A 20,538-nucleotide genomic window follows, 5' to 3' on the forward strand; every position below is an offset into this window, starting at 1 on the left:
ATTTTCTGGTGGCCCACTCTTCCAAAACAAACCGAGAGTATGTAACGATCAACACTAGAACGTGTTCCAGATTCGTGGAGGTTTCCGCTGTGACCGCTTCGCCCACCGTGCCCGCCGGGTTCGACCCGACCGACCCCTTGCTCTGTGAGGCGGCGATCCCCCTGGAACAGTTCATGGAGCTGCGCCAGACGGCCCCGGTCTGGTGGGTGGAACAGGAGCCGGACGGCTACGCCGGCTTCCTGGACACCGGCTACTGGGCAGTGAGCCGGCACGCCGACGTCGCTGCCGTGTCCAAGAACAGCAAGGACTTCTCCAGCCAGGAGAACGGCGCGATCATCCGCTTCGGCGCAGACATGACGCGCGACCAGGTGGAGATGCAGCAGATCATGCTGATCAACCAGGATCCGCCGATCCACACCAAGACCCGCCAGCTGATCAGCCGCGGGTTCACGCCGCGTTCGATCGGTGCGCTCCACGAGGTGCTCATCCAGCGCGCCGACAAGATCATCGACGACGCCCTGGCCAAGGGTGAGGGCGACTTCGTCGAGGACGTGGCGGCCGAGCTGCCGCTCCAGGCGATCGCCGACCTGCTCGGCGTACCGTTCGAGGACCGGCGCAAGCTCTTCGACTGGTCCAACCAGATGCTGGCCGGCGAGGACCCGGAGTACGGCGGTCAGCCCGACGTCGCCGCCGCCGAGATCCTCGGCTACGCGATGGAGATGGCGGCCGACCGCAAGCTCAACCCGCGCGACGACCTCATCACCAAGCTCGTCCAGGGCGACATCGACGGGCAGCCGCTGGCCGAGGACGAGTTCGGCTACTTCGTGATCATGCTGGCGGTGGCCGGCAACGAGACCACCCGCAACGCGATCACCCACGGCATGAAGGCCTTCTTCGACCACCCCGACCAGTGGGAGCTGTTCAAGAGGGACCGGCCGAAGGCGGCCACCGACGAGATCATCCGCTGGGCCACTCCCGTGACCGTCTTCCAGCGCACCGCCCTCAACGACGTGCTGGTCGGCGACCAGGAGGTCAAGAAGGGCCAGCGGGTGGGGCTGTTCTACGCCAGCGGCAACAACGACGAGTCCGTCTTCGAGGACCCCCGCTCGTTCAACGTGCTGCGCGACCCCAACCCGCACCTGTCCTTCGGTGGGCACGGCGCCCACTACTGCATCGGTGCCAACCTGGCCCGCCTCGAGGTCGAGGTGATGTTCAACGCGATCGCCGACCGGATGCCCGACATCACCCGCACCGGCGACGCGATCCGACTCCGCCACGGCTGGATCAACGGGATCAAGCACCTGCCGGTCAGGTACGCCTGAGGGCCATCTCCCGCACGCGCTCCCGGACGCTTCGTCCGTGGAGCACCAGGCCCACGCCGACGGCACTGATCGCCAGCCCGACCAGCCCGACGAGCGTCACGGGCACGCCGAACATGAGGTAGACCCACAGCATCGTCGTGGGCGGGGTCAGGTAGAGCAGGGTGCTCACCACGGTCGCGCCCTGTGTGCGCGCGACGTGCACGTACATCACGTACCCGCCCAGGCTGGCCAGCACCAGCAGCCACAGCACGGCACCCCAGAATCCCCAGGACGACGGCGCCGATGCCCGGCCGAACACGACGGCCAGGGTGCTCAGCACCACGGCACTGACGACGGCCTGCATCATGATCGTCTCGAGGATGCTCTCGGGTGGGCGGAGCCGGCGCTCGAGGACCGTGCCCGAGGCCAGGCACAGCATCCCGACCGTCGGCAGCAGGTAGGCCCACGCGGGCGCGGTGGACGAACCGAGATCGCCCGAGACCACGACGGCGACGCCGACCAGGCCGAGCGCCATCCCGATCCACATCCGTGGCGTGGTGAACTCGCCGAGGAGCCGGCCGGCGACCGTGGCGACGAGCAGCGGCTGGACGGCCGCGATCAGGGCAGCGGTGCCGCCCGGCACGCCGTGGCGCACGCCCTCGAAGACCAGCAACAGGTAGGCCGGCTGGCAGAGCACCCCGATGGCGGTCTGTCGTCGCCAGGCAGCCAGCGAGGGCCACGGGACGCGACGGATCCGCGTGACCACGACGAGTAGCGCGGCGAGCAGCGCGAACCGCCAGCCGAGCACGGTCAGCGGATCGGCCTCCGCCCGGCTGGACAGCTCGGCACCGATGAATCCCGAGCTCCACGTGACGACCATGGCCGCGTCGGCGACGATGGGGGAGCGGAGGCGGACCGGCAGCTGCATGACGGATGGTAAACACACCGGTCGGTATACTCGCAAGGTACTTCGGAGGTGCAGCAGCCATGACGACCACGATCTCTGGGACCGCTGACGAGCCCACCCTGACCCCCGCCGCCCGACGCATCTTGGACGCGGCGACCGACCTCTTCTACAGCCGCGGCATCAACAGCGTCGGCGTCGAGCTGGTCGCCGAGCAGGCGGGCACCACCAAGAAGACGATCTACGACCGGTTCGGGTCCAAGGAGGGACTCGTGGTCGCCTACCTCGAGGCACGGGCTCGCCGGTGGCAGGCGCACGTGACCGACCACGTCGAGCAGGTCGACGGCCCAGCGAGCGACCGCGTGGTCGCGGTGATCGACGCGTTGGAGTCCTGGCTGGAGATGGCCGACCGGGGCTGCGGCTTCGTCGCGGCGTACGCCGAGCTCTCGACGTCCTCCGAGAGAGCCACGGCCGTCGTACGGGCCGAGAAGGAGTGGATGCGGGGACTCTTCGGCCGTCTCCTCGCGCAGGGCGGCATCGAGGACGACGGACTGCTGGCTCGTCAGCTCGCCCTGGTGCAGGAGGGCGCGGTGGTCGAGTCGACGGCCGGCGGGTCGTCGTACGCCCTCGACGACGCGCGCGCGGTCATGCGGGCGCTCGTCGAGGGACGCTGAGTCAGGCCGCGGGCGGACCCTCGTCGCGCAGCTTCTGCACGCTCGTCATGGCTTCCCGCAGCTGGGCCAGCCAGTCCTCGGTGTGCTCGCCGACCAGGCGCACGCACCACGCGAGCGCGTCGGCCCGGCTGCGGGCCACCCCGGACTCGACGAGCGTGTCCAGCACGACACGCTCGGGCTGACGCAGCCGCGTCATCACGGGTACGGCGAGATGGGTGAAGACCGCCGTGGCGGAGCCGCACTCGGCGCCCCACGCGACCTTCTTGCCGAACCGGTGCTCGGCCTCGCGGGCGATCGAGATCCGCTCGTCGCGAGTCTCCTCGCGGAACCGGGAGATCCGGCCCCGGGCCGCCTCGGTGGCCTCCGGACCGTCGGCGTCGCCGGTCACGCCTTCAGGGGCGGCCAACGTGCCGACGACCATGATCTCCTCGCGGTCGACGGTGACCTCGGCCGGTCCGGTGAACCACCCGTCGGGCAGCCGCCCCTGCAGCCAGCCGGCCACCTGTCCTTGATCTGCTCCCATGACGCGCTCCTCTGCAACGTTGTAATGAAGTAATCATGCGTCCTCCTCGCGCTCGGCACAAGGTCCTCTGCTGAGGGCAGATCCGCCGCAGGCAGAAACGCTGGAACGCCCGATCACGGAGCCGGAGTCTGGGAGCACCACGACCCAGGAGGTGTCCGATGCCACCATCGAACTCCGGCCCGCTGCCGGCAGGTTCGCTCGACGACCAGCTGACCGCACGACTGCTGCACCAGCGCATCATCGTGCTCGGCCAGGAGGTCGACGACCCGATCGCCAACCGGCTCTGTGCCGAGCTGCTGCTCCTGTCCGCCGAGGACCCGCACAGCGACATCAGCCTCTACATCAACTCACCCGGGGGCTCGGTCTCGGCCGGGCTCGCCATCTACGACACGATGCGGCTGATCCCCAACGACGTCAGCACGCTGGCGATGGGGCTGGCCGCCAGCATGGGCCAGTTCCTGCTCTCGGCCGGCACTCCCGGCAAGCGCTACGCACTGCCGCACTCGCGGGTGCTGATGCACCAGGGCTCTGCCGGCATCGGCGGCACTGCTGTCGACATCGAGATCCAGGCCGAGAACCTCGAGCACACCAAGAACGTCATGATGCGCCTCATCGCCGAGCACACCGGCCAGCCCGTCGAGAAGGTCGAGCACGACGCCGACCGCGACCGGTGGTTCACCGCCGAGGAGGCGCGCGACTACGGGTTCGTCGACCAGATCATCAGCGACGTCGCCGCCGTCACCCCGGCACGACAGTCGCGCACGGTCGGTCTGGGGGTACGGCGATGAGCAGCTACACCATCCCGAGCGTCATCGAGAAGACCCTGCGCGGCGAGCGAGCCGTCGACATCTACAGCCGGCTCCTCACCGACCGGATCATCTACATCGGCACCGAGATCGACGACGGCGTCGCCAACGTGGTGATCGCGCAGCTGCTGCACCTCGAGTCCGACCGTCCGGAGGTCCCGATCAGCCTCTACCTCAACTCGCCCGGCGGCTCGGTCACCGCCAGTCTGGCCATCTACGACACCATGCAGTTCGTCAGCTCGCCGGTGCACACGACCTGTGTCGGTCAGGCGGCGAGCAGCGCCGCACTGCTCCTGGCCGGTGGTACGCCGGGTAACCGGACGCTGCTGCCGCACGCGCGCGTCGTCCTCCACCAGCCGTCGACCGGCGGGCAGGGAGCACTGCCCGACCTCGCCCTCCAGGCCAAGGAGATCGTCCGGCTGCGCGCGGAGATGGAGTCGATCCTGGCCCGGCACACCGGCCAGAGCGCCGAGCGCCTGCGCGAGGACACCGGCCGAGACCTCGTCCTCAACGCGCGGGAGTCGGTCGACTACGGCCTGGTCGACGCGATCCTGGACAGCCGGAAGGCTGCCTAGCGATCCCGGGAGTCTCATCCGGGAAGAACGGGTCCGGGTCCGGTGTTGCCGCCCATATGACGGACCTTCTCGACGCCTCGATCGTCGCCCTGCGCACCAACCACGACCAGCTCGAGAAGGTGATCACCCCGCTGTCACCCGAGGACCTGACTCGTCGGAGTGGCGCCACCGACTGGACGGTGGCCCAGGTGCTCTCGCACCTCGGCAGCGGTTCGGAGCTCACCTACGCACGGCTGGCCCCGGCCGTGGCGGGCGAGCCCGTCCCGGACATCGACAACCAGGCGGTCTGGGACCGGTGGAACGCGATGTCGCCGGAGGACCAGGCCGCGGGATTCCTCCAGCGGCACGGTGAGCTGGTCGAGGTGCTCGAGGGGCTCGACGACGAGCAGCGCAAGACGATCACGGTGGACCTCGGGTTCCTGCCCGAGCCGAGCACCCTGGAGACCTTCGTCGGCATGCGGCTCAACGAGACCGCGGCCCACGCCTGGGACGTGCGGGTCGCGTTCGATCCCACGGCAGGTATCGAGCCGACCTCGTCCGCCCTCGTGGTCGAGCACCTGGCCAACGGGCTCGGCTTCATGCTCGACTTCGCCGCCCGGCCGCAGTCGCTGCAGCAACCGGCCACGCTCGCGCTGGACGGCTACGGCATCTCGTTCGCCGACACCGTCACCCTGACCGTCGGCACGCCGCAGGACGCGACCGCCACCTTCCACGGTCCCCTCGAGGCGGCCGTGCGGATGCTCAGCGGCCGGCTGCGCCCGGAGGTCACTCCTGCAGGCGTCGAGGTCACCGGCAACGTCACTCTGGACGACCTGCGACCGGTCTTCCCGGGCTACTAGACGCGTACGTCAGGCGGCGAGAGCGAGCGGCCCGCGGGGGACGGCGGCAAGGGTCCGGGTGATGCGTGCCGTCAGGTCGACGAGCCGGAGCCCGAGGGCGCCGGCGACGGCGCCGAGGATCTCTGAGCTGGGTTCCTTGCGGCCGCGCTCGATCTCGGAGAGGTACTGGGTGGAGACCCCGGACTCCTCGGAGACGTCGGCGAGCGTCCGCTCCTGGCGCTGGCGCTCCTCGCGGAGCTCGTGGCCGACGGCCTCGCGCCACAGGGGCTCGGCCTCGTTGTCCTCGGGCCGCTCCTGCGGCGGGAACGCGATCACTTCTCCCATGGAGCGAGACTACTCCGCGCCGAACTCGCTGAGTGGCACCTTCTCGTCGGCCAGCCGGTCGCCGTCCACCTCGGCGCCCACGATGCGGCGTACGTCGGAGATCGCGTCCCAGTCGTTGGCATGCATGCCGGCGACGACCCGACCGTCGCGCAGCCACCACGCCGTGAAGACCCGGTCTCCGACGCGGTGGCCCCGGACGACCACGCGGTCGTAGCCATCGGGGCCAGGGCTCCCGACGTACTCCATGCCGAGGTCGTACTGGTCGGTGAAGAAGTACGGCAGCGCCTCGGCCTTCGCCTCCTCGCCCAGGATGTTGCGCGCCACGACCTTGCCGTGCTGGATGGCGGTGTCCCAGTGCTCGACCCGCACCGGCCGGCCCAGCACCGGATGGTCGGCGTTGGCGACGTCGCCGGCGGCGTAGACGTCGCGGGAGCTGGTGCGCAGCCGCTCGTCGGTGCGGATGCCGTTGTCGACGGTCAGCCCGGCAGCGCTCGCGAGCTCGGTGACCGGTTCGATGCCGATGCCCACGACGACGAGGTCGCAGGGGACGGGATCGGCCCCCGCCACCTCCAGCACGCCGCGGTCACCGTCGCGGGAGAGGCCGGTCAGCGAGGCACCGAGCCGGAGGTCGACCCCGTGCTCGCGGTGCAGCTCGGCGAAGATCGTGGACACCTCGGGACCGAGCACGCGGAGCAACGGCTGGTCGAGCGACTCGACGAGGGTGACCTCGGCATCGGCGTTGCGGGCAGCAGAGGCGACCTCGAGACCGATCCAGCCGCCGCCGACGATCCCGATGCGCGAGCCCGCGGTCAGCGCCGACTTGATGCGGCGCGAGTCCTCCAAGGTGCGCAGGTAGACGACCGGCGCACCGCTCTCGTCGGCCAGCCGCAGGTGTCGTGGCCGAGAGCCGGTCGCGAGCACCAGATGGTCGTACGGCGTGCGGTCGGCGCCGGCGACGACCTCGCGGGCAGCGAGGTCCAGCGACGTGACGGCGGTGCCGATCCGGAGGTCCACGTCGTTCTCGGCGTACCAGTCCGCCTGCTGGACCAGCGCCTTCTCCTCGGTGCCCGTGCCGAGCAGCAGGTCCTTGGACAGCGGCGGCCGTTCGTACGGCGGTCGCGGCTCCTCGGTGAAGACCGTGATGGACCCGTCGTGGCCGCCCTCGCGAAGCTGGGTCACCACGGTGCCGGCGGCGAGCCCACCACCGACGACCACCACCCGCCCGCTCATGACCGTCCACCCCGCTCGCGGGTGAGGGCAAGGAACTCGGCCCTGGTCGCGGGGTTCTCGCGGAGCTGGCCGAGCAGCCGTGCGGTGACAGTGCGCGCCCCGTCGGCGCGGGCGCCACGGACGCTCATGCAGGTGTGCTCGGCCTCGATCACGACGCCGACCCCGAGCGGGTCCAGCTGGCGTTGCAGGTCGTCGGCGACCTGGCTGGTGAGCCGTTCCTGGGTCTGCACCCGCCGCGCGTGGAAGTCCACCGTGCGAGCCAGCTTGGACAAGCCGACGATGCGCTGGCCGGGCAGGTACCCGACGTGCGCGACGCCGATGAACGGCAGCATGTGGTGCTCGCACAACGACCGCACCGGGATGTCGCGCACGAGCACCAGCTCGTCGTACTCCTCGCGGTTGGGGAAGGTGGTCATCTCGAACGGGCCGGGGGTGAGCAGCTCGGCGTAGGCGTGCACCAGGCGTCGGGGAGTCTCGGCCAGGTCGTCCTCGTGGACCGGCACGCCCAGGGCGGCGAGCATCTCGGAAGCGGCGGCGGTGGCCTGCTCGAGTCGGTCCAGCCGGTGCTCGAGGATGGGGGTGACGGTCTGGCTCATGGACTCTCCTGCTGGACGGGCGGCTCTAAAAGACAGTAATCTGCACGTTAGTGAGTGCGACCGCATCGGTCAAGACAGGAACGGGGTGGGGGATGGACGAGTTCACCGCAGTCGGATCGCTCGCCGACCCGGTGCGCCGCCAGGTCTACGAGTTCGTCGCCACGCACGACGAGCCGGTCGGGCGTGAGCAGACCGCCGCCGGCACCGGCCTGGCCCTGCACACCGCGCGCTTCCACCTCGAGCGCCTCGTCGACGAAGGGCTGCTCAGCACGGAGTTCCGGCGCCTCTCCGGCAGGACCGGGCCCGGCGCAGGCCGCCCGGCCAAGCTCTACTGTCGCGCCGCCGTCGAGGTGTCGGTCTCGGTGCCCCCTCGCAACTACGACCTGGTCGGCTCGGTGCTGGCCGGAGCCGTGGCCTCCTCGCTCGACGGGAAGCCGCTGGAGGAGGCGCTCCGTCACGAGGCCCGCCGTCGTGGCCGCGAGGCGGGGTCGTCGTACGACGGGACCGGCGACGGGCTCGAGCGGGTCCGCGGGCTGATGCACTCCGAAGGCTTCGAACCGACGCTCGAGGAGGACAACCTCACCCTGAGGAACTGCCCCTTCGACGCCCTGGCCAAGGAGCAGCCGGCCCTGGTCTGCGGGGTCAACCTCGACTACGTCGGCGGTGCCCTCGAGGGTCTCGGGTGTCCCGGCCTGCGAGCCCGGCTGGAGCCCTCGGAGACCCACTGCTGTGTCCGCGTGGGTCATGATGACGAGCATGAGCACCTCAGTCGTCGTACGCCCGATCGAGCCCGGTGACCACGAGGCGTGGCAGCGGCTCTTCCACGCCTACCGCACCTTCTACGAGTACGACGAGGAACAAGATGTCGTCGACCGCGTCTGGGGATGGATCAACGACGACACCCACGAGACCAACGCACTCGTGGCGCTCGTCGACGACGAGGTGGTCGGGTTCGCCCACCACCGTGAGTTCGCGCGACCGTCCTCCGGCAAGCGCGGTCTCTACCTCGACGACCTGTTCACCGAGCCCGACGCGCGCGGAAAGGGCGTCGGCCGGGCGCTGATCAGCGCGTTGGGCGAGATGGCGCAGTGGCGTGGCTACAACAAGGTCCGGTGGATCACCGCCGAGGACAACCACACCGCCCAGCGGCTCTACGACGACCTGGCCGAGAAGACCACCTGGGTCACCTACGACTACCGGGTCTGAGACTGCTCAGCTGACGACGTCCCAGACGGGCGCAACACTCAGCTGACGGGCTGCTCGGAGCCGACGATCCACATCGAGAAGAACTGCGAGCCGCCACCGTAGGCGTGGCCGAGGGCGCGGCGGGCTCCGTCGACCTGGTGCTCGCCGGCGGCACCCCGCACCTGGAGGGCGGCCTCGGCGAAGCGCAACATGCCGCTGGCGCCGATCGGGTTCGAGGAGAGCACCCCGCCGCTCATGTTGACCGGCATCGTCCCGTCCAGGGCCGTCGCTCCCGACTCGGTGAGCTTCCAGCCGTCGCCCTCGGCCGCGAAGCCGAGGCTCTCCAGCCACATCGGCTCGAACCACGAGAACGGCACGTAGATCTCGGCCGCGTCGATCTCCTCGATCGGATTGGTGATGCCGGCCTGCTTGTAGATGGCAGCGGCCGCGTCCCGGGAGGCCTGCGGGTTCACCTGGTCGCGCTCGGCAGCCGTGGTGGCCTCCGAGCGCATCACGGTGCCGTGGATCCAGGCCGGGTTGGGGGAGGCCTTCGCGGTGTCCTCGTCGGCGATGACGAGCGCACAGGCGCCGTCGGAGGAGGGGCAGGTCTCGTCGTACCGGATCGGGTCCCAGAGCATCTGTGAGGCCAGCACCGTCTCGACGGTGGTGTCCTTGTTCTTCAGGTGCGCGTAGGGGTTCTTCAAGGCGTTCTGCCGGTCCTTGGCCGCGACGATCGCACCGACGTGGGTGGGCGCCCCGGAACGACGGATGTAGGAGCGGACGTGGGGGGCGAAGTAACCGCCCGCGCCGGCGTGCACCGGCATGTTGAACGGGACCGGCACCGACAGCGCCCACATGGCGTTGGACTCCGACTGCTTCTCGAAGGCCACGGTGAGCACCCGCTTGTGGACACCCGCCTGCACCAACGACGAGGCCACGATCGCGGTGGAACCACCGACGGAGCCGGCCGTGTGCACCCGGATCAGCGGCTTGCCCGCGGCACCGAGCGAGTCGGCCAGGAACAGCTCGGGCATCATCACGCCCTCGAACAGGTCGGGCGCCTTGCCGACCACGATCGCGTCGATGTCGTCGAAGCCGACGTTGGCGTCGGCCATCGCGCGGTCGATGGCCTCACGGCACAGACCCGCCATCGAGACGTCCTCGCGCTTGGCCCGGTGGTGGGTCTGGCCCACGCCGATCACGGCTGCCGGCTGCTTCGCCATCAGGACCGTCCTTCCATCGTGCACACGAGGTTCTGCTGCAGGGCCGGTCCGCTGGTGGCATGGCCGAGCACCTTGGTGTTCTCGCCTGCCCACACCTTCCTGGCGGCCTCGCCGAAGCGGATCAGGCCGCCGGTGAACATCGGGTTCCCGGCGAGCGGGCCGCCGGACGGGTTGACCGCCACATCGTCGGCCAGCCCGAGCTCGGTGCGCAGGATCAGCTCCTGGTGGCTGAACGGCGCGTGCAGCTCGGCCACCTCGAGCCCGTCGAGGTCGAGTCCCCTGGCCGCGTTGGCGGTCGAGGGGGAGCGGGTCAGGTCACGGGTGCCCATGCTGATCGGGTCGACGTACGTCGAGATGCCGGTGATCCACGCCGGTCGCTCCGCCACGTCCCGGGCCTGGTCGTCGGCCGCCAGCACGATCGCGGCGGCTCCGTCGGTGACGGGGGCGCAGTCGTGCTTGCGCAGCGGGTCGGCGTACATCGGCCGGGCGAGGAGCTCCTCGACCGACGAGCCGCCCTTGCGGATGGCGTAGTCGTTCTTCTCGGCGTCGGTCAGCGACCGGTTGACCACCTCAGCCATCGCACGCTCGTCCCACAGTCCGGCGTCGATGCCGGCGCGGGCCTGGAGGCCGGCGAGGGACACGGTGTCGGGCCACAGCGGCGTCATCGTGTAGGGGTCCAGCTGGAGCGCGAGCGTACGACGCAGCACACCGGCCGAGCTCTTCCCGAAGCCGTAGACCAGCGCGGTGTCGACCTCGCCGGTCTGGATCTTCACCCAGGCCTCGTAGAGCGCCCAGGCGGCGTCCATCTCGACGTGCGACTCGTTGACCGGCGGGATCACACCGATCGCGTCGACCGCCTGCACGAACGAGAACGACCGGCCGGCCAGGTAGTCCGAGGACCCCGAGCACCAGAAGCCGATGTCCCGACGGGTCCAGCCGGTCTGCTCGTAGCACTCGGCGAAGAGCGGGACGAGCATCTCCACGCAGGTGGGCGACCCGTCGAACTCCTCCATCTGTCGCTGGGCGAACCCGACGACGGCAACGTCTCTCATCTTCATCCGTCCTAGAGGTGCTGCTTGTAGGTGTCGTAGTCCGCGTCCGGTTCACCGGTCGGGCGGAAGTGGCTGATGTTCTCGATCGTGGTGCTCCACTCCTCGCGGGGCTTCCAGACCGCTTCGACCCGCATGCCCATGCGGACCTCCTCGGCCGGGATGTCCAGGATCAGGTGCAGGAAGGCGATGTCCGCACCGTCGAGCAGGACGTACGCCGACACGTAGGGCGGCGTGATCTTCTGGCCCATGAACGGCACGTTCACGATGCAGAAGGTCGTCACCGTGCCCTTGTCGGGCAGCTCGATCTCCTCGTTGGTCGGCGTGCCGTCGGACGGGCAGGCCGAGCGCGGCGGCACGTAGACCTTCTGGCACGTCGGGCAGCACTGGCCCAGGATCCGGCCCTCCGCCAGCCCCCGGTAGAAGGCCGACTCCTCCGGCGAGGCGGCGTAGAGGTAGTCGAGCTCGACCGGGGTGATCACGCCGGTGACCGCTTCCTCATCGCGTGGTCTCGACTGATCACTCGCTTCGCTCGCTGCTCGACCACCTTGTTCCGGCTCAAAGCACTGGATGTCCGTGATCGCCCCGACGCGCTCCTCCGCCCAGCGGATCTGCACCCGCATGCCGGTGCTGACCTCGTCGGCGGATGCGACGTCGAGGGCGTGCAGCAGGGGAGTGTCGGCGCCGTCGAGGGTGACCAGGGCGAACGCGAACGGGCGGTCCAGCGGCTGGTGCTTCACCGGCTCGCTCACCCAGGACCACGACGTGACGGTGCCGGTCGAGGCGACCTCGACGAAGTCGGTGACGGCCTCGTGGGTGACCGGGTCGAACTCCGGTGGCGGTACGACGACCGTGCCCTCCGACGTACGACCGCCGATGACGACGCCGTCGCGCAGTCCGGTGAGGAACCGGCCGAGGACGGGCCCGGTCGAGCGGGTGTAGTCGAACGCTACGGTGACCGGGGCTGACAGAGTTCGTGTCATGGTCCGAAAGTAGAACACGTTCTACTATTTGGGCAAGCACCCACCCACGCCGAAGGAGACATGCGATGAAACTGGGACTGCAGCTCGGCTACTGGGGAGCGCAGCCGCCCGACGGCGTGGGGGAGCTCGTCGCCGCTGCCGAGGACGCCGGTTTCGACGCGATCTTCTCGGCCGAGGCCTGGGGGTCGGATGCCTTCACGCCGTTGGCGTGGTGGGGCAGGGAGACCAGCCGGGTACGGCTCGGCACCTCGATCGTGCAGATGTCCGGCCGCACTCCGACCTCGATCGCCATGCACGCCCTCACCCTCGACCACCTCTCCCACGGCCGGGTCGTTCTTGGCATGGGCGTCAGCGGCCCGCAGGTCGTCGAGGGTTGGTACGGCCAGCCGTTCTCCAAGCCGCTCGCCCGGACCCGCGAGGTCGTCGAGATCGTCCGCAAGGTGCTGGCCCGCGAGGGGCCGGTGACCAACGACGGCCCCCACTACCCCCTGCCGTACGACGGACCGGGTGCCGTCGGCCTCGGCAAGCCGCTGAAGCCGATCGTGCACCCGCTGCGTGCGGACATCCCGATCTGGCTCGGAGCCGAAGGTCCCAGGAACGTCGCCCAGACCGCCGAGATCGCCGACGGATGGATCCCGATCTTCTACACGCCCAAGTCGGCCGGGATGTACCAGCCGTGGCTCGACGAGGGGTTCGCCCGCGAGGGCGCCCGGCGTACCCGTGCGGACTTCGAGATCGCGGCGACCTGTCACCTCCAGATCACCAGCAACGAGGAGGAGCGCCGCGGCGTCATCGAGATGCTGAAGCCGTCGATCGCGCTGTACATGGGCGGCATGGGCGCCAAGGAGCAGAACTTCCACAAGAACGTCTTCGACCGGATGGGCTACGACGCCATCACCGAACGCGTGCAGGAGCTGTTCCTCGACGGCAAGCGCGAGGAGGCCACGGCACTGATCCCCGACGACCTCGTCGAGGAGATGCACATCGTCGGGGACGCCGGCTACGTCAAGGAGCGTGCGGCGGCGTGGGAGGAGACCGGCGTGACCACGCTCCTGCTCAGCTGTCGGTCGGCCGACGAGGTGCGCCAGGTCGCGGAGACGGTGGCGTGACCCAGGAGGAGACGCAGCAGCGCAACGTCCTGGGCCAGGAGCTGCAGGAGTGCGGCACCGAACCGGTGACCGGGTTCTACCGCGACGGCTGCTGCACGGTGGGACCGGAGGACCTCGGCAGTCACAGCATCTGCGCCGTCGTGACGGCGGAGTTCCTCGAGCACCAGCGCAGCATCGGCAACGACCTGTCGACGCCCAACCCGGTCTACGGGTTCGCCGGACTGCAGCCCGGCGACCGCTGGTGCGTCACCGCGACCAACTGGGCTCGGGCCCACGACGACGGCGCCGCGGCTCCGGTCGTGCTGGCCTCGACCAACGAGGCCGTGCTCGAGCTGGTGCCGCTCGACGTGCTGCAGAGGTACGCCGTCGACGTACCCGGTGACCTGAGCGGGCTCGACGCCTAGCCTCCCGGCGCTCAGTCGCGGAGCAGCTCGTCGATCGCCCAGACGATCGCGGCGGCCAGGACGGGGTCGACGTCGTCGGCGACCTCGATCCGGCACGAGTCGCGGATCTGTACCTGCTTCTGGGCCACCTCGATGACCGGTCCGTCGACCGTGACGAGGGAGTACTGCCGCTTCGCGAGCGACCCGGTCGTCTCCCACTCCGTGCCGTCCGCGAGGCGCACCTTGACCGGCGAGACCAGGGGCGCGCGCCACTTCGCGCGCACTCGCGCTGCCCTCGTCCCGTCGGCTGCCCGGATCACGATCTCCATCGGGAGGTCCAGCACCCGGCCGCGCAGGACGAAGACCCTCTCGCCGTCGCGGTCACGCCGGCGCACCTCGGCCTTGCTGCGCAGGAAGAAGCCGGAGGAGACGTGCAGAACCTGCTGCTTGCCGGCGTCGAGGACGGTGCAGTCACGGTCCACGCCGTGCCGTGTCCGCAGGACGAGGCTCTGCCACCCCGGCCTCGGTGCCGGCGTCGACCGCGGCTTGCGGGTCCGACGAGGGCGCACCTTCGGCCCCTCTGCCGGCGGGCGCTGGCGGACGAGCGGTGTCCGCGGCTCGACGGTGCCCGGAGCGCGCAGCTCGCCAGCCTGGTCCGCTCCTGTCTCACCCACCCCACCAGTGTGCTGGGGTGAGGGCGCTGTCACCAGCCGTGCGTTCCCCCACGAACCGGGACGCAACCGACCAGGCGACGCTGGTCGTTGCCCTCGTCGGGGGACTTTCGCTGGGTCGGAGGGGTGCTCTGGGACCTCTCCGACGGCTGGGGTCGGCTGCCGAGCAGGATCATGCCGTCACCATCTCGAGACGTCGGTGCGACGAGAGCGTGCGCAGTGCACGCTCGAGGTCGCGGAAGAAGCAACCGGTGATGTGGCCACCGGCCACGGTCAGGGGTGCCCGGCCGAGCCGGGCGACCAGACCGCCGACACGGGCATCGGCGTCGTAGGCCAGTGCTGTCGTACCGCGGCTGCGGCCCTCGTCGAGGCGGACGCGCAGGTCGAGGTCGAGGGAGCCGCAGCGACCCTTGCTGCTGACGGAGACCACGAGCTCCGAGCCGGGAGTCGTATCCATGATGGCGAAGGTGCCCCGGTAGGTGTCGGAGAGTCGACCGACCCGCGCGGCCAGCGTCGCGGCGTACTGCCCTGCGCTCACCGGAGTGAGCCGCTCGCAGCCGGGGATGGCCATCCGCAGCACCTCGCGGTCGTGCAGGGCCTTCCAGACGTCCTCGGCCGGCGCCGGCACGTGTCGTACGTCGGTGAACCGCATGGTCCTCACCTCCCTCGTCCTCCAGCGCTCAAGGAGACCGCTCGCTGCTCGCTGATACACGACGGCCCGGATCGGGTGCAGACTCGTGCCATGGCGCAGATCAGGAAGGGACGCTGGACGGCCAGGATCGAAGGTGACTTCGTGGTCTTCATCATCGGAGCCCGCTTCGACCTGCGGAACCCGGTGCGCAGCCTGGCCGACCTCGGTGGCCGGATGAGCCTGCCGCAGATGCTGAAGTACCTGATGCAGCATCCCGAGAAGGGCCTCCTCGGCTACGAGCAGGCCGGCCTGACGACGACCATCCAGTACTGGCGCTCCTTCGAGCACCTCGAGCGGTTCGCCAAGGACGAGGACGACCCGCACCTCGCCGTCTGGCGCAACTACTGGAAACGCCTCGGCTCCTCGGAGCGCACCGGCATCTGGCACGAGACCTTCCTGGTCCGCGCGGGGGAGTGGGAAGCGATCTACGGCAACATGCCGCCGCGCGGCCTGGCCAAGGCGACCGAGCTGATCCCGTTGTCGGAGGACACGACCGCCCGGAAACGACTCAGGAACCTGCCCGACTGATTGCTCATTTCTGTAACACGTTCTAGTCTCGCGGCATGACGGTCACGCCCTCCGACGACACCCTCCGCCTCGGCACGCACAACGGTCACACGATGGTCGCCGCGCTCAAGCGCCACCGCGAGAAGCCGGTCATGTTCCTCGGCGACACCACCCTGACCGGCGGCGAGGTGGCGGCTCGCATCAGCCGGTACGTCCAGGCCTTCGAGGCGCTCGGGGCCGGCCGGGACACCCCCGGCGCGCTGCTCGCGCTGAACCGGCCCGAGGTGCTGTTCATCCTCGGTGCCGGCCAGACCCAGGGCTACCGGCGTACGTCGCTGCACCCGCTCGGATCGCTCGACGACCACGCCTACGTGCTCAACGACGCCGAGATCACCACGCTGATCATCGACCCGGTGCCCATGTTCGTGGAGCGCGCGCTCGGGCTGCTCGAGAAGGTGCCCGGGCTCACCCAGGTCCTGACCATCGGGCCGGTCCCCGAGGAGCTCGCGCACATCGGCCAGGACCTCGCCGCGACCGCCGAGACCTTCTCGCCGCAGCCCCTCGAGGCCGTGCTCCTCCAGCCCGACCACATCGTCTCGATCACCTACACCGGCGGCACCACCGGCAAGCCGAAGGGCGTCATCGGCACCGCCCAGGCGATGTCGACGATGACCCAGGTACAGCTCGCGGAGTGGGAGTGGCCGGAGTCACCGCGCTTCTTGATGTGTACGCCGCTCTCGCACGCGGGTGCGGCCTTCTTCGCGCCCACCGTCATCAAGGGCGGCTCCCTCTACGTGCTGCCGCGCTTCGACCCTGCCGAGGTGCTGAGGACGATCGAGGAGCAGAAGATCACCGCGACGATGCTGGTGCCGTCGATGCTCTACGCGCTGATGGACCACCCCGACTCGCACACCCGCGACCTGTCCTCGCTCGAGACGGTCTACTACGGCGCGTCCGCGATCAACCCGGTCCGGCTGCAGGAGGCGATCGACCGCTTCGGTCCGATCTTCGCCCAGTACTACGGGCAGTCTGAGGCCCCGATGGTGATCAGCTACCTCGCCAAGGGCGACCACGACAAGGCGCGACTGTCCTCGTGCGGACGGCCGTCGGCCTTCCTGCGCACGGCGCTGCTCGACGAGGACGGCAAGCCCGTGCCGCAGGGGGAGCCGGGGGAGATCTGTGTGTCCGGCCCCTTGCTCGCGGGCGGGTACTGGAAGCTGCCCGACGAGACGGCCGAGACCTTCCGCGACGGGTGGATGCACACCGGCGACGTCGCCCGCGAGGACGAGGACGGCTTCTGGTTCATCGTCGACCGCACCAAGGACATGATCGTCACCGGCGGCTTCAACGTGTTCCCGCGCGAGGTCGAGGACGTCGTCGCCGAGCACCCGGCGATCGCCCAGGTGGGCGTCATCGGCGTGCCCGACGAGCGTTGGGGCGAGGCGGTCACGGCGATCGTCGTACTGCGTGAGGGAGCGGAGCTGACCGACGACGTGGTCGCCGAGATCAAGGAGTCGGTCAAGCAGCGCAAGGGCGCGGTGCAGGCACCCAAGCAGGTGATCGCCACCGACGCGCTGCCGTTGACTCCTCTCGGCAAGCCGGACAAGAAGGCGCTGCGGGCGGAGTACTGGGGCGACCGGGAGCGCAGCGTCGGCTAGGAGCATTCGCCGGATCCACCTGTCCGAAACGCCCAAACCGGGCTAGGTTGTCGGTGAGGGCTCGCACCGTTCTCGGAAAGTGTGAGTAGGGAGGCACGCCGTGAGGGTGGCGTGCCTGGATCGAGAGAACGGTCATGACCGACTTGCCGAAGCGGCCGCACCAGCTGCGCAGCGCGCCCACGTCCACCTCCGAGCCGGTCGACCCGCGCGTCTCCATGGTGCTGTCCGTGCTGGGTGGGCGAGCGGTCGACGACGTGGCCCGCGAGTGGAGCATCGACGCCACGCTCCTGCACCGGTGGGTGCGTGACTTCCTGGTCGCCGGGTCGAGCGTGGTCACCAACCGGCCCGACCCCGACGAGGCGCGCCAGCGAGACCGTTTCCTGGCAGCCTTCGCCCACGAGCTGCGCACGCCGGTCGCAGTGGCCAAGGGATGGGCCATGGTCCTCTCGGAGGGCGACGTCCCCGAGGACGAGGTCACCGAGTCGATGGAGCGGTTGACCGATGCGCTCACCCGGTTGTCCGAGCACATCCTCGACATCGAGCTGGCCACCTCGGCCTCACTGGGACGCATGCGCGTCAACGTCGAACCCGTCCACGTCGCCGAGCTGTGCCGCGCGCTCGCGGGCAACCCCGAGGTGCGCGACGGCGGCGACCTGACGGTGTACGCCGACCCGCGGCTGCTCGCCCGCGTCCTCCGCGACCTCTGGGCCACCGCTCACCAGGAGCCGGTGCCCGACCGCGTCGACATCGATGTCGTCGAGACCGGTTCGTGGCACGAGATCCGCGTCGTACGCGAGGGCAACCCGATCAGCCCGATGGTCGTCAAGGCGTTGTTCGACCCGTTCGACGCCAACGACGACGCGACCGGCGTGACGGTCGGCCTCTACCTCGCCCGGGCCATGGTCGTGGCCCATGGTGGCTTCCTCGGGGCCGAGGGCGACGACCAGACCACCGTGCTGCTGGCGCGACTGCCCCGGGAGCCAGCACTCGATCCGGAGTCGTCCGACAACGAACCAGGCAGTGACAAGGGAGGAAACCCATGAAGTATCAGCTCAGCTGCGGCGACGCCGTACCCGGCTGCTCGGCCCGTTTCGAGGAGGACAGCCGCGACAGGCTCCTCGAGCTGGTCTCGGCGCACGCCCGCGAGGACCACGGCGTCGCCGAGGTCACCCCGGAGATGCTCGAGGCCATCGGGGCCAACATCGTCGTCTCCGCCTGACGCGCGCCTAACAGATGAGGCGCGCGCGATCAGGCGCGGGCGACCACCAGCATCGCGCCGAGCAGGCCCGCCTTCGTCGCCTGCACGTTGTTGCCGATGCGTTCGACGAACGCCGGTCCGAACACCACGGCGTTGCTGACCGGACCGGCCGGCGGTGGACCCATCGTCGAGGAGGTGCGGTCCTCGACGTCCTGGACCATGAAGCCCGCGGCCTCGAGGTGCCGGCCGTAGTCCTCGGCGGACTCGACGAAGGACGAACGCTCGTCCTCGGCCCAGGGGAGCGGATAGACGAGATCGCCGTCACGGGTGCGCATCTGGTCGTAGACGGCGAAACGTGCACCCGGGACCAGGACCCGGTGCACCTCCGCGAACACCGACTTCTTGTCGGGGATGTTCATGCCGACGTGCACCATCACCGCGGCGTCGTAGGACGCGTCCTCGAGTGGCAACGACTCGCCCGGCGTGGTCACGAAGCGAGCCCGGTCGGCCAGGCCGACGAGCTCGGTGAGCCTGGTCGCCGTCTCGACGAATTCAGGGCTCAGGTCGATCCCGGTCACCTCGGCGCCGGCCATCGCCGCCATCCGCGAGGTGCCCCCGATGCCGCAGCCGACATCGAGCAACCGGGTGCCCGGACCGACCTCGAGACGGTCGAGCGCGTGCTTCGCGGCGTCGGGCCCACCGGCGTGCAGCTGGTCGAGCGGGAACAGGTCTGCCGGAGCGAAGTGCTCGGGGTCGAGGCCGGCCCCGGCCAGGGCGTTGACGATCGTCGCCGTCAGGCCGGAGTTCCCGTAGTGGTCGGCAACGATCTCGCGTACGTCCATGTCACGGGACGCTAGACCCCGAAGGTCACAGGCGCGAGGTGCCTTCCCAACCGGTCTGGGGCGGCTTGACCCCGAAGTACGCCCCCAGGGTCGGGGCGACGTCCATCGTGTGCGCCCTGGCCGAACGTGCGATGCCCTTCCTGACAGCGGCGGAGCCACCGGTGACGAAGAACGGGATCGGCTCGGTGGCGGGGTGCCCGTGGTTGCCGGGAATCGGGTTGCTCTGCGGACCCGGGTCGCTGAACCGCCAGCCGGCCTTGCAGTAGACGAGCAGGTCGCCGGCCTTCGGCCCCAGTCGCAGTGAGGGCGTCTGGTCGATGACGTGGGCCTGGAAGACGCCGGTGGTGGCGAGTGCGAGGGTGCGCATCTTCGTGAGGGCGGTGCTGCGTTCGGACGCAGGACCGGTCCAGTAGACGAGGTCGGCGCCACCGTTCTGGGCGATCTGGAAGTTGCCCGTCAGCGTCGCATCGGCGTCGAAGGCCGAGGTGAGGCTGATCGTCTGCTCCGGGAGCGACCAGTCCATGGAGTGGTCGGCCAGCACGATCACCATCGAGGAAGCCCATCTGCCGGTCGATTTCAGCTTGTCCACGAACCGTCCGACCTGGATGTTGGTCGAGGCGAGGGCCGCGGTGCGGGCGGCCTTGAGGGTGGTGCCGGTCAGGTCGGCGTGTCCGACCCGGTCGACGTCGCCGAGGTTGACGAACAGCATCGCCGGGTCGAACTCGTCGATCATGGTGAGAGCGGCGTCCATGGTGGCCGCGTCCGGTGCGTGCTCGGTGATCGGGAGCAGCGGGAACGGCTCCCACCGGTGCGTGGCCCGGTCGCCGAAGACCGAGTAGAGGTACTCCTTGGACAGCACGGTGCCCGTCGTACGCCCCGACGCGTTGAGCTGCTCGATGATCGTCGTGACCGCGATGTCGGTCGGCCGGCTGCAGTCGCGGACGGCACCGTCGGTGCGGTCGTAGATGCTGTTGGCCGGTACGCCGTTCCGGGCCGGCCGGCAGCCGGTCATCATCATCACGTGGTTGGGGATGGTCTCCATCACGGGCAGCGATCGGGCAGCGGGGTACCAGGTGCCGCCGTCGCGCAAGGCCTTGAGGTTGGCCATCTCGTCGATCTCACCGGGACGGCAGCCGTCGACCACGATCACGTAGGCACGCTTCGTCGTGGTGGCGGCCTGGGCCGCGCCGAGCTTGCTCGAGAAGGCGAGGGTGGCGCCGGACACGCCAGCCACCTTGAGGACCGTACGACGGTCGGTCATGGGGGT

25 protein-coding genes are annotated in these 20,538 nt (G+C 69.8%); 13 read left to right on the forward strand and 12 right to left on the reverse strand.

Annotation, left to right across the window (positions count from 1 at the left end):
* Positions 1-89: 89 nt before the first annotated feature.
* A complete protein-coding gene (locus H976_RS0109955) occupies positions 90-1,322 on the forward strand; it encodes a cytochrome P450 (protein ID WP_027861418.1) in 1,233 nt (410 codons plus the stop codon).
* Here the strand turns inward: H976_RS0109955 and H976_RS0109960 are convergent.
* Positions 1,309-2,229, reverse strand: coding sequence for a DMT family transporter (locus H976_RS0109960; RefSeq protein WP_027861419.1), 921 nt, complete (start codon positions 2,227-2,229; stop codon positions 1,309-1,311). The two genes, H976_RS0109955 and H976_RS0109960, sit on opposite strands and share 14 nt — an antisense overlap.
* Before the next feature lie 59 nt (positions 2,230-2,288).
* On the opposite strand from H976_RS0109960, the gene H976_RS25590 reads away from it, so the two are divergent.
* A complete protein-coding gene (locus H976_RS25590; RefSeq protein ID WP_036225729.1) occupies positions 2,289-2,879 on the forward strand; it encodes a TetR/AcrR family transcriptional regulator in 591 nt (196 codons plus the stop codon).
* 1 nt (position 2,880) lies between these two features.
* Here H976_RS25590 and H976_RS0109970 read toward each other — a convergent pair whose 3' ends face one another.
* Complete coding sequence (locus tag H976_RS0109970) at positions 2,881-3,402, reverse strand: hypothetical protein (protein WP_027861420.1); 522 nt, start codon at positions 3,400-3,402, stop codon at positions 2,881-2,883.
* A gap of 158 nt (positions 3,403-3,560) precedes the next feature.
* On the opposite strand from H976_RS0109970, the gene H976_RS25595 reads away from it, so the two are divergent.
* Genes H976_RS25595 through H976_RS0109985 form a run of 3 tightly spaced genes read left to right on the forward strand, consistent with a single transcriptional unit; the run spans position 3,561 to position 5,622 of the window.
* Positions 3,561-4,190 (forward strand): ClpP family protease, encoded by a 630-nt coding sequence (locus H976_RS25595; protein WP_036225732.1) that lies wholly within the window; start codon positions 3,561-3,563, stop codon positions 4,188-4,190.
* Complete coding sequence (locus tag H976_RS0109980) at positions 4,187-4,783, forward strand: ClpP family protease (protein WP_027861421.1); 597 nt, start codon at positions 4,187-4,189, stop codon at positions 4,781-4,783. Before H976_RS25595 ends, H976_RS0109980 begins: the two co-directional genes overlap by 4 nt.
* Before the next feature lie 56 nt (positions 4,784-4,839).
* Positions 4,840-5,622 carry a maleylpyruvate isomerase family mycothiol-dependent enzyme gene (locus H976_RS0109985; RefSeq protein WP_027861422.1) on the forward strand — a complete coding sequence of 261 codons (783 nt, stop codon included), beginning with the start codon at positions 4,840-4,842 and terminating at the stop codon, positions 5,620-5,622.
* 9 nt (positions 5,623-5,631) lie between these two features.
* Here H976_RS0109985 and H976_RS0109990 read toward each other — a convergent pair whose 3' ends face one another.
* The 3 genes from H976_RS0109990 to folE are packed head-to-tail and all read right to left on the reverse strand — an operon-like array spanning position 5,632 to position 7,772.
* Complete coding sequence (locus tag H976_RS0109990) at positions 5,632-5,946, reverse strand: helix-turn-helix domain-containing protein (protein WP_027861423.1); 315 nt, start codon at positions 5,944-5,946, stop codon at positions 5,632-5,634.
* A gap of 9 nt (positions 5,947-5,955) precedes the next feature.
* On the reverse strand, positions 5,956-7,176 hold the full coding sequence (locus tag H976_RS0109995) for an NAD(P)/FAD-dependent oxidoreductase (protein ID WP_027861424.1): 1,221 nt from the start codon (positions 7,174-7,176) through the stop codon (positions 5,956-5,958).
* Complete coding sequence (gene folE / locus H976_RS25600; RefSeq protein WP_036225733.1) at positions 7,173-7,772, reverse strand: GTP cyclohydrolase I FolE; 600 nt, start codon at positions 7,770-7,772, stop codon at positions 7,173-7,175. The genes H976_RS0109995 and folE overlap by 4 nt, the downstream gene beginning before the upstream one ends.
* Positions 7,773-7,864: 92 nt before the next feature.
* On the opposite strand from folE, the gene H976_RS25605 reads away from it, so the two are divergent.
* Positions 7,865-8,569 (forward strand): metalloregulator ArsR/SmtB family transcription factor, encoded by a 705-nt coding sequence (locus H976_RS25605; protein WP_051276624.1) that lies wholly within the window; start codon positions 7,865-7,867, stop codon positions 8,567-8,569.
* Entirely contained in the window at positions 8,529-8,978 is a 450-nt protein-coding gene (locus H976_RS0110010; protein ID WP_231388852.1) for a GNAT family N-acetyltransferase, read from the forward strand. The genes H976_RS25605 and H976_RS0110010 overlap by 41 nt, the downstream gene beginning before the upstream one ends.
* Before the next feature lie 38 nt (positions 8,979-9,016).
* Here H976_RS0110010 and H976_RS0110015 read toward each other — a convergent pair whose 3' ends face one another.
* From H976_RS0110015 to H976_RS0110025, 3 genes are read right to left on the reverse strand one after another with little or no spacing between them, the layout of a single operon-like run.
* Complete coding sequence (locus tag H976_RS0110015) at positions 9,017-10,180, reverse strand: thiolase domain-containing protein (RefSeq protein WP_027861426.1); 1,164 nt, start codon at positions 10,178-10,180, stop codon at positions 9,017-9,019.
* Entirely contained in the window at positions 10,180-11,232 is a 1,053-nt protein-coding gene (locus tag H976_RS0110020) for a thiolase domain-containing protein (protein WP_027861427.1), read from the reverse strand. Before H976_RS0110020 ends, H976_RS0110015 begins: the two co-directional genes overlap by 1 nt.
* An 11-nt stretch (positions 11,233-11,243) precedes the next feature.
* Entirely contained in the window at positions 11,244-12,212 is a 969-nt protein-coding gene (locus H976_RS0110025) for a Zn-ribbon domain-containing OB-fold protein (protein WP_027861428.1), read from the reverse strand.
* 65 nt (positions 12,213-12,277) lie between these two features.
* Between H976_RS0110025 and H976_RS0110030 the strand changes: the two genes are divergently transcribed.
* Both H976_RS0110030 and H976_RS0110035 read left to right on the forward strand, forming a co-directional pair.
* Positions 12,278-13,321 carry an LLM class F420-dependent oxidoreductase gene (locus tag H976_RS0110030; RefSeq protein WP_027861429.1) on the forward strand — a complete coding sequence of 348 codons (1,044 nt, stop codon included), beginning with the start codon at positions 12,278-12,280 and terminating at the stop codon, positions 13,319-13,321.
* Positions 13,318-13,725, forward strand: coding sequence for a DUF2237 family protein (locus H976_RS0110035; protein ID WP_027861430.1), 408 nt, complete (start codon positions 13,318-13,320; stop codon positions 13,723-13,725). The genes H976_RS0110030 and H976_RS0110035 overlap by 4 nt, the downstream gene beginning before the upstream one ends.
* Positions 13,726-13,736: 11 nt before the next feature.
* Here the strand turns inward: H976_RS0110035 and H976_RS0110040 are convergent, their stop codons facing one another.
* Complete coding sequence (locus H976_RS0110040) at positions 13,737-14,378, reverse strand: hypothetical protein (RefSeq protein ID WP_155918136.1); 642 nt, start codon at positions 14,376-14,378, stop codon at positions 13,737-13,739.
* Positions 14,379-14,547: 169 nt separating this feature from the next.
* Positions 14,548-15,027 (reverse strand): CoxG family protein, encoded by a 480-nt coding sequence (locus H976_RS0110045; protein WP_027861432.1) that lies wholly within the window; start codon positions 15,025-15,027, stop codon positions 14,548-14,550.
* Between the two features lie 90 nt (positions 15,028-15,117).
* Here H976_RS0110045 and H976_RS0110050 point away from each other — a divergent pair, with 90 nt between their 5' ends.
* The 4 genes from H976_RS0110050 to H976_RS0110065 all read left to right on the forward strand — a co-directional run bounded on the left by H976_RS0110050 (position 15,118) and on the right by H976_RS0110065 (position 18,450).
* Positions 15,118-15,594 carry a DUF4188 domain-containing protein gene (locus H976_RS0110050; protein WP_027861433.1) on the forward strand — a complete coding sequence of 159 codons (477 nt, stop codon included), beginning with the start codon at positions 15,118-15,120 and terminating at the stop codon, positions 15,592-15,594.
* A gap of 35 nt (positions 15,595-15,629) precedes the next feature.
* Positions 15,630-17,231, forward strand: coding sequence for a fatty-acid--CoA ligase FadD8 (fadD8, locus tag H976_RS0110055; protein WP_027861434.1), 1,602 nt, complete (start codon positions 15,630-15,632; stop codon positions 17,229-17,231).
* 134 nt (positions 17,232-17,365) lie between these two features.
* Complete coding sequence (locus H976_RS0110060; protein WP_027861435.1) at positions 17,366-18,274, forward strand: HAMP domain-containing sensor histidine kinase; 909 nt, start codon at positions 17,366-17,368, stop codon at positions 18,272-18,274.
* Complete coding sequence (locus tag H976_RS0110065) at positions 18,271-18,450, forward strand: DUF1059 domain-containing protein (RefSeq protein WP_027861436.1); 180 nt, start codon at positions 18,271-18,273, stop codon at positions 18,448-18,450. Before H976_RS0110060 ends, H976_RS0110065 begins: the two co-directional genes overlap by 4 nt.
* 29 nt (positions 18,451-18,479) lie before the next feature.
* Here H976_RS0110065 and H976_RS0110070 read toward each other — a convergent pair whose 3' ends face one another.
* Together H976_RS0110070 and H976_RS0110075 are read right to left on the reverse strand one after the other, a co-directional pair.
* A complete protein-coding gene (locus H976_RS0110070) occupies positions 18,480-19,271 on the reverse strand; it encodes a class I SAM-dependent methyltransferase (protein ID WP_027861437.1) in 792 nt (263 codons plus the stop codon).
* 25 nt (positions 19,272-19,296) lie between these two features.
* Positions 19,297-20,532: an alkaline phosphatase family protein gene (locus tag H976_RS0110075; protein ID WP_027861438.1), complete on the reverse strand. Its 1,236-nt coding sequence runs from the start codon at positions 20,530-20,532 to the stop codon at positions 19,297-19,299.
* Between the last annotated feature and the right edge of the window lie 6 nt (positions 20,533-20,538).

This window comes from Marmoricola sp. URHB0036 (assembly GCF_000426045.1).
Lineage (GTDB): Bacteria > Actinomycetota > Actinomycetes > Propionibacteriales > Nocardioidaceae > Marmoricola.